Raw genomic sequence first — 6,677 nt, forward strand, 5'->3', positions numbered from 1 at the left:
CTATGAAGAAGTACCAACGCATCACCGTCGTGTTCCTGCTGCTGATCGGCATAGTCAACTACCTGGACCGTAGTGCGCTGTCGATCGCCAACACCTCGATCCAGAAAGACATGATGATCAGCCCGTCGCAGATGGGCATCCTGTTGTCGGCGTTTTCCATTGCCTATGCCTTTGCCCAGCTGCCGATGGGCATGATCATCGACCGCCTGGGCAGCAAGATCGCCCTCGGTGCCTCGCTGCTGGGCTGGTCGGTGGCCCAGGCAGCGTTCGGCATGGTCAACAGTTTTGCCGGCTTCATGGGCTTGCGGGTGTTGCTGGGGATTGGCGAGGCGCCGATGTTCCCATCCGCGGCCAAGGCCCTGTCGGAGTGGTTCGATGCCAACGAGCGTGGTACTCCCACCGGCGTGGTCTGGTCCTCGACCTGCCTCGGCCCTTGCTTGGCGCCACCTTTGCTGACGCTGTTCATGGTCAACTTCGGCTGGCGCGGCATGTTCATCATCACCGGTGTGATCGGCGTGGTGCTGGCGCTGTGCTGGCTGACCTTCTACAAAAGCAAGGCACGCTACCTGGCGGAGCTTGCTGCCGAGGGCAAGCCGTTGCCGAGCGCGCAGCAGGTGCCGGCAGCCACTGCACAAGCGCCGAAGGCCTCGTACTTCGCCGGCTGGCTGGACCTGTTCAAGCACCGTAGTACCTGGGGTGCGGTGCTGGGCTTCATGGGCGTGATCTACATGCTATGGCTGCACCTGACCTGGCTGCCTGGCTACTTCGAGCGCGAGCATGGCCTGGACCTGTACAAGACCGCCTGGGTAGTGTCGCTGGCCTATGGCTTTGGCGCAGCGGGCACGATCGTTGCCGGTCGTTTCTGTGACTTGCTGGTTAAACGGGGCATGAGCGTGCTGGCCAGCCGCAAGTTCAGCGTGATCACCGGGCTGGTGCTGGCGGCGCTGTTCACTCTGCCGCTGTCGTTCGTCACCGGCCTGACCGGTTGCATCATTTTGCTGTGCCTGGCGCTGTTCAGCATCAACATGGCCAGTGCCACTGCCTGGATGATCGTCAACACTATCGTCGACAGCCAGCGCGTGGCCTCGTTTGGCTCGATCCAGAACTTTGGCGGCTACATTGCCGGCTCGGTGGCGCCGATCGTCACCGGCTTCAGCATCCAGTACTCGGGCTCGTTCACCACCGCGTTCATGATCAGTGCGGTGGTGGCGCTGTGTTCGGCGTTGGCCTACTTCCTCCTGCTGCAGGCGCCGATTGGCAGTGCCAAGGTCAAGGCGGCGGAGATGGTCGGGGCGACGGAACAGGTGTGAATTCCGGGGGGGTGCTTTGCGCCCCAATCGCGACGCAAGGCCGCTCCCACAGGTACCGCGCAGGTTTCAACAGCACTGCAATACCTGTGGGAGCGGCCTTGCGTCGCGATTGGGCTGCAAAGCAGCCCCCAAGCCGATAGCCGATTGTTGAGCGACCCACGGCACTTGCCAGGCATACGGGTCTGTATGTATAACCAGTACCCATTTCAGCCGCCTGACCCCAGCCCGTGATCGCCCATTCCGTCGACGACCCGTTCTATTACCTGCACAATTTCCGCCAGGTGCTGCTGTGGGTCGAACAGCGCTACGAAGACCTGCTCGACGATCAGGAGCTGGCTTTCATCCGCACCTTCGGCCAACTGGACGCCCCGGCGCAGGCCCTGATGGTGCGCATGGTCATGCGCAAAGGCGAGCTGTTTCGCAGCGACCGCCTCGACTATGCCGAAATCGGCGATACCGGGCAGGCCCTGCAACCGTTGCTGGCCCTCGGCTGGGTACGGGAGCCCGCGCAACTGGAACTGGAGCAGCTGTTCGCCCTGCTGCGCAAGGACGAATTCGCCCGTTGTTTTGCCCCACAGCTGAGCCGCCCCCGCGCCGCCAAGCATGATCTGCTTGCACAGCTGCAACCCTTGGGCCTGCAAGCCCGGTCATTGGCCGAGTGGTATCCGGACAGCGGCGTGCGCATCCTCCAGTGGTGCCTGCAACCCTTGTGCGACCGCATGCGCCTGCTGTTCTTCGGCAACCTGTACCAGGACTGGTCGGACTTCGTCCTCGCCGACCTCGGCTTGTTGCGCTACGAACAGGTGCCGTTCAGCACCGATTCGCGTGCCCTGCAACAACGCGCCGAAGTCGACCTGGCCATGGCCTTGCACCAGTGTGCCGAGCGCCTGGAGCAGGGCGACGACCCACTGTCGATCCTGGCAGCCATGCAGGGCCTGCACAGCGACAACCCATGGTTGGCCCGGCGCCATGCGCGCCTGCAATTCGCCCTGGGCCAGCAATGCGAGCGCCTGGGCGACTGGGCGCAGGCCATGGCTGTGTACACGCAATGCAGTCATGCCCAGGCGCGCATCCGCCAGGTGCGGGTGCTGGAGCGCAGCGAGCAGTGGCCCCAGGCCCATGCGCTGGCGCTGCAACTGGCTGCGGCACCGGCCAACGCCCTGGAAGTGCAGGCGCTGGAACGCATGTTGCCACGCCTGGCACGCAAGCTCGGTGGCCCACCACAGCGGCGTCAGCGTGTCGTTCCCCTGGAGCTGATCGAGCTGGAACTGCCTCGGGAACGGGCAGCGCTGGGTGTGGAGGAGGCGGTACGCCAGCACTTGGCCGAAGCCGACGGGCCGGTGCATTACGTGGAGAACACCCTGTTCAACAGCCTGTTCGGCCTGCTGTGCTGGGAGGCGATCTTCGCCCCGGTGCCTGGCGCGTTCTTCAACCCCTTCCAGGCCGCCCCGCAGGACCTGCACGACGGCGACTTCCAGCAACGCCGCAGTGCTCTGTTCGAACGGTGCCTGGGGCGGCTCGAAGATGGCAGCCATCACCGGGCGATTCTCGACTGCTACACCGCCAAGCAAGGCCTGCAGTCGCCATTCGTGTTCTGGTCTGTGCTCAGTGAAGCATTGCTTGAGCAAGCCCTGGCCTGCCTGCCGGCGGCCCATTTGAAACAGTGCTTCCTGCGCCTGCTGCAGGACATCCGCAACAACCGCGCCGGCATGCCCGACCTGATCCAGTTCTGGCCCGAACAGGGTCGCTACCGCATGGTCGAGGTCAAGGGGCCCGGTGACCGCCTGCAAGACAACCAGCTGCGCTGGCTGGAGTTCTGCCGGGCCCACGGCCTGCCTGTCGCAGTGTGCCATGTGCGCTGGAGCGAAACGCCTTGAGCTACAGCGTGGCGGTACGCGCCTTGTGCGAATTCAGCGCCAAGGTCGGCGACCTGGACCTGCGTTTCACGCCATCACCTACCGCCCAGGAGGGGATCGAGGGGCATCGGCGAGTGGTGGCGCGACGTGCTGCGGGCTACGAGTCGGAAATTGCCCTCGAAGGCCAGTTCGAAACCCTGAAAGTGCGTGGCCGCGCCGACGGTTACGACCCCGCCTGCAACCGCCTGGAAGAAATCAAGACCCACCGTGGCGACCTGTCGCGCCAGCCGGCCAACCACCGCCAGTTGCACTGGGCGCAGGCCAAGGTCTACGGCTGGTTGATGTGCCAGGCACGGCAACTGCCGGCCATCGAGGTGGCGCTGGTTTACCTGGACGTGGACAGCGATGGCCAGACGCTGATCAGTGAACACTGCACGGCTGCCGAACTGCAGGTGTTCTTCGAAACCCAGTGCCAACGCTTTCTGGCTTGGGCACAAGCGCAGGAGCAGCGCCTGGCCGAGCGTAACCAGGGCCTGCAAGCACTGGGCTTCCCCTATCCGGTGTTCCGCCAGGGCCAGCGACAACTGGCAGAAACTCTGTACAAGGCGGTGAGCACCGGCCGTTGCCTGATGGCCCAGGCCAGCACCGGAATTGGCAAGACCCTCGGTACCTTGTTCCCCCTGCTCAAGGCCATGGTGCCGCAGCAGCTCGACAAGCTGTTCTTTCTCACCGCCAAGACTCCGGGCCGGGCCCTGGCCCTGGATGCCATGCGCCAGATCACCGACGCCACGCCGCAGCCGGCCTTGCGCACGCTGGAGCTGATCGCCCGCGACAAAGCCTGCGAGCACCCCGACAAGGCCTGCCATGGTGAATCCTGCCCGTTGGCTGCGGGCTTCTACGACCGCCTGCCGGCCGCACGCGCGGCGGCGGCAGCGTTGCCCATGCTCGACCGCGCCCAGCTGCGCGAAGTGGCCCTTGCGCACCAGGTGTGCCCGTATTACCTGGGCCAGGAGATGGCGCGTTGGGTAGACGTGCTGGTGGCGGACTACAACTACTACTTCGATGCCCACGCCTTGTTGTACGGCCTGACCCAGGCCAACCAGTGGCGGGTCGCGGTGCTGGTGGACGAGGCACACAACCTGGTCGAGCGCGGGCGCGGCATGTACAGCGCCAGCCTGGACCAGGGCCAGTTGCTGGCCCTGCGCCAGAGCAAACCACACGGGCTGGTCAGTGCGCTGGACCGTTTGAACCGGCAGTGGAACGCTCTCTACAAGGAGCAGCGTGCGCCGTACCAGGCCAGCGAGTCGCTCCCAGACGCTTTGCTGCGGGCCCTGCAGCAATGCATCGGGCTGATCCAGGAACAGATGAATCAGGCGCCTGCGCAAATGGACCCGCAGGTGCTGCAGTTCTTCTACCAGGCGTTGCAGTTCAGCCGGGTTGCCGAGCTGTTCGACGAGCACTTCCTGTTCGACATCAGCCAGCGCCAGGGGCCACGCAAGCGGCGGCTGGCAACCCTGTGCCTGCGCAATATCACCCCGGCGCGCCTGTTGGGCCCACGCATGCAGGCCGCGCGCAGCGTGACGCTGTTTTCCGCCACCCTGAGCCCACGGCATTTCTACAGCGACCTGCTGGGCATGCCGGCCGATACCGCCTGGCTGGAAGTGGCCGCGCCGTTTCGCGCCGAACAGCTGGAAGTGCGCATCGCCAGCCAGGTATCCACCCGTTACCAGCAACGCCAGGCTTCGCTGGCGCCAATCGTCGAGCTGATTGCCAGGCAGTATGAGCGTATGCCGGGCAACTACCTGGCGTTCTTCAGCAGTTTCGAGTACCTGCAACAGGTGGCCGGGCTGCTGGCCGAACGGCATCCGCAGATTCCCATGTGGTCCCAGCAACCGGCCATGGACGAAGCAGCTCGCCAGGGCTTTCTCGACCGTTTTGTAGCGGATGGCCGCGGGGTGGGCTTTGCGGTGCTGGGTGGTGCATTCGGGGAGGGGGTGGACTTGCCGGGCACGCGGCTGATCGGCGCGTTTGTCGCCACCCTCGGGCTACCCCAGGTCAACCCGGTCAACGAGCAGTTCAAGCAGCGTCTGGGGCGGCAGTTTGGTGCGGGGTTCGATTACGCCTATCTCTACCCGGGCGTGCGCAAGGTCATTCAGGCAGCAGGGCGGGTCATCCGGGGCGACCAGGACCGTGGCGTTCTGGTCTTGATCGACGAGCGCTTCGCCGAGCCCCGGGTGCAGCAGATGTTCCCGGGGTGGTGGCCGGCGCCGGGAGGTTAACGCGGCCCCGGCGATGGGCCGCAAAGCGGCCCCAATCCAGGCATCAAGGCTAGCCTTCGTTCGTTCAGTAGGCTCAATTGGGGTAAGATCACGATCCGTGCCAGCTCCGAACCCCTTGTATATCAAGGTGATGGCACCTCTCCGGGTCCGAATGACATGCGTTTTCTGCTGTTATTTGGACCTGCTGGTATGTCGTATTGACTTGCTTCATGGTTGGCCCGGTTCGCTGCTGGCCAACGCTTCGCTACAGGATTCACGTTTTGTCCGATCTCTCGAAAAACCCGCTGCTGCAGTACATGGCCCGCCTGGCCCCATCCAGCCAGCAAACCATGCGCTACATCCTTCAGGACGCTGCCGACCGGCTGGGTTTTGTCGACTGCAATATCGTCGATGTGCCCTGGCATCGGCTCGAGCCCGGCCATGTGATCGCTCTGGTGGCGGCGCTGCGTGCCGACGGTTACGCACCCAACAGCTCCTCTCTGTACGTCAACGCCATCCGCGGTGTGATGAACGAAGCATGGCGCCAGGGCCTGATCGATCACGAGCAGTTGCTGCGCATTCGCGAGGTCAAGCCGGCCACCGGCAGCCGCCTGCCGCCGGGGCGCAACCTGCGCCGCAGCCTGATTCGCGAGCTGATGGATGTGTGCGCGGCCGACCCACGGCCGCAGGGTGTGCGTGACGCGGCGATCATCGCCTTGCTGTACGGCACCGGTATGCGCAAGTCTGAATCGGTGGACATCGACCTGGACCAGGTCGACTTCGAGGCGCGCAGCCTGCAGGTGCTGGGCAAGGGCAACCGCCAACTGATCAAGTACGCTCCGCCATGGGCGTTCGAGAAGTTGCAGGCGTGGCTGGACCTGCGCCGCCAGGACTTGCCGGCAGGGGCCGAAGACGACCCGTTCCTGTTCAACCGCATCCGCCGTGGCAGCCATATCACCCGGGCGCGTATCACCAAGCATGCCATTTACTACATTGCCCGCCAGCGTGGTGCGCAGGTGGGTGTGAAAATCATGCCGCACGACTTCCGCCGGGCGTTCATCACCCGGGTGATCGAAGAGCACGACCTGTCCATTGCGCAGAAGCTGGCGCATCACGCCAATATCCAGACCACGGCCATCTATGACCGGCGTGACGACAATGAACGTCGGCGTGCGGTGGACCGCTTCGATTACTGAGTTTCGTCACACTTGGGGCTGCTGTGCAGCCCATCGCCGGCAAGCCAGCTCCCACCG

Annotated in this window: 4 protein-coding genes; all 4 read left to right on the forward strand. The window is 64.5% G+C overall.

Going from position 1 to position 6,677, the window contains the following annotated elements; genetic code table 11:
- Positions 1–2 precede the first annotated feature (2 nt).
- The 4 genes from ACK1U9_RS01530 to ACK1U9_RS01545 all read left to right on the forward strand — a co-directional run bounded on the left by ACK1U9_RS01530 (position 3) and on the right by ACK1U9_RS01545 (position 6,620).
- Positions 3–1,310 carry an MFS transporter gene (locus ACK1U9_RS01530; protein WP_173015108.1) on the forward strand — a complete coding sequence of 436 codons (1,308 nt, stop codon included), beginning with the start codon at positions 3–5 and terminating at the stop codon, positions 1,308–1,310.
- Between the two features lie 227 nt (positions 1,311–1,537).
- On the forward strand, positions 1,538–3,187 hold the full coding sequence (locus ACK1U9_RS01535) for a VRR-NUC domain-containing protein (RefSeq protein WP_449109624.1): 1,650 nt from the start codon (positions 1,538–1,540) through the stop codon (positions 3,185–3,187).
- Positions 3,184–5,445, forward strand: a complete 2,262-nt coding sequence (locus tag ACK1U9_RS01540) for an ATP-dependent DNA helicase (RefSeq protein ID WP_449109625.1) — start codon at positions 3,184–3,186, stop codon at positions 5,443–5,445. Before ACK1U9_RS01535 ends, ACK1U9_RS01540 begins: the two co-directional genes overlap by 4 nt.
- A 260-nt stretch (positions 5,446–5,705) precedes the next feature.
- The gene (locus ACK1U9_RS01545) at positions 5,706–6,620 is read left to right on the forward strand and encodes a site-specific integrase (protein WP_015270152.1); all 915 of its coding nucleotides are present in this window, start codon (positions 5,706–5,708) and stop codon (positions 6,618–6,620) included.
- Positions 6,621–6,677 lie beyond the last annotated feature (57 nt).

The organism is Pseudomonas sp. XP1 (assembly GCF_053557675.1).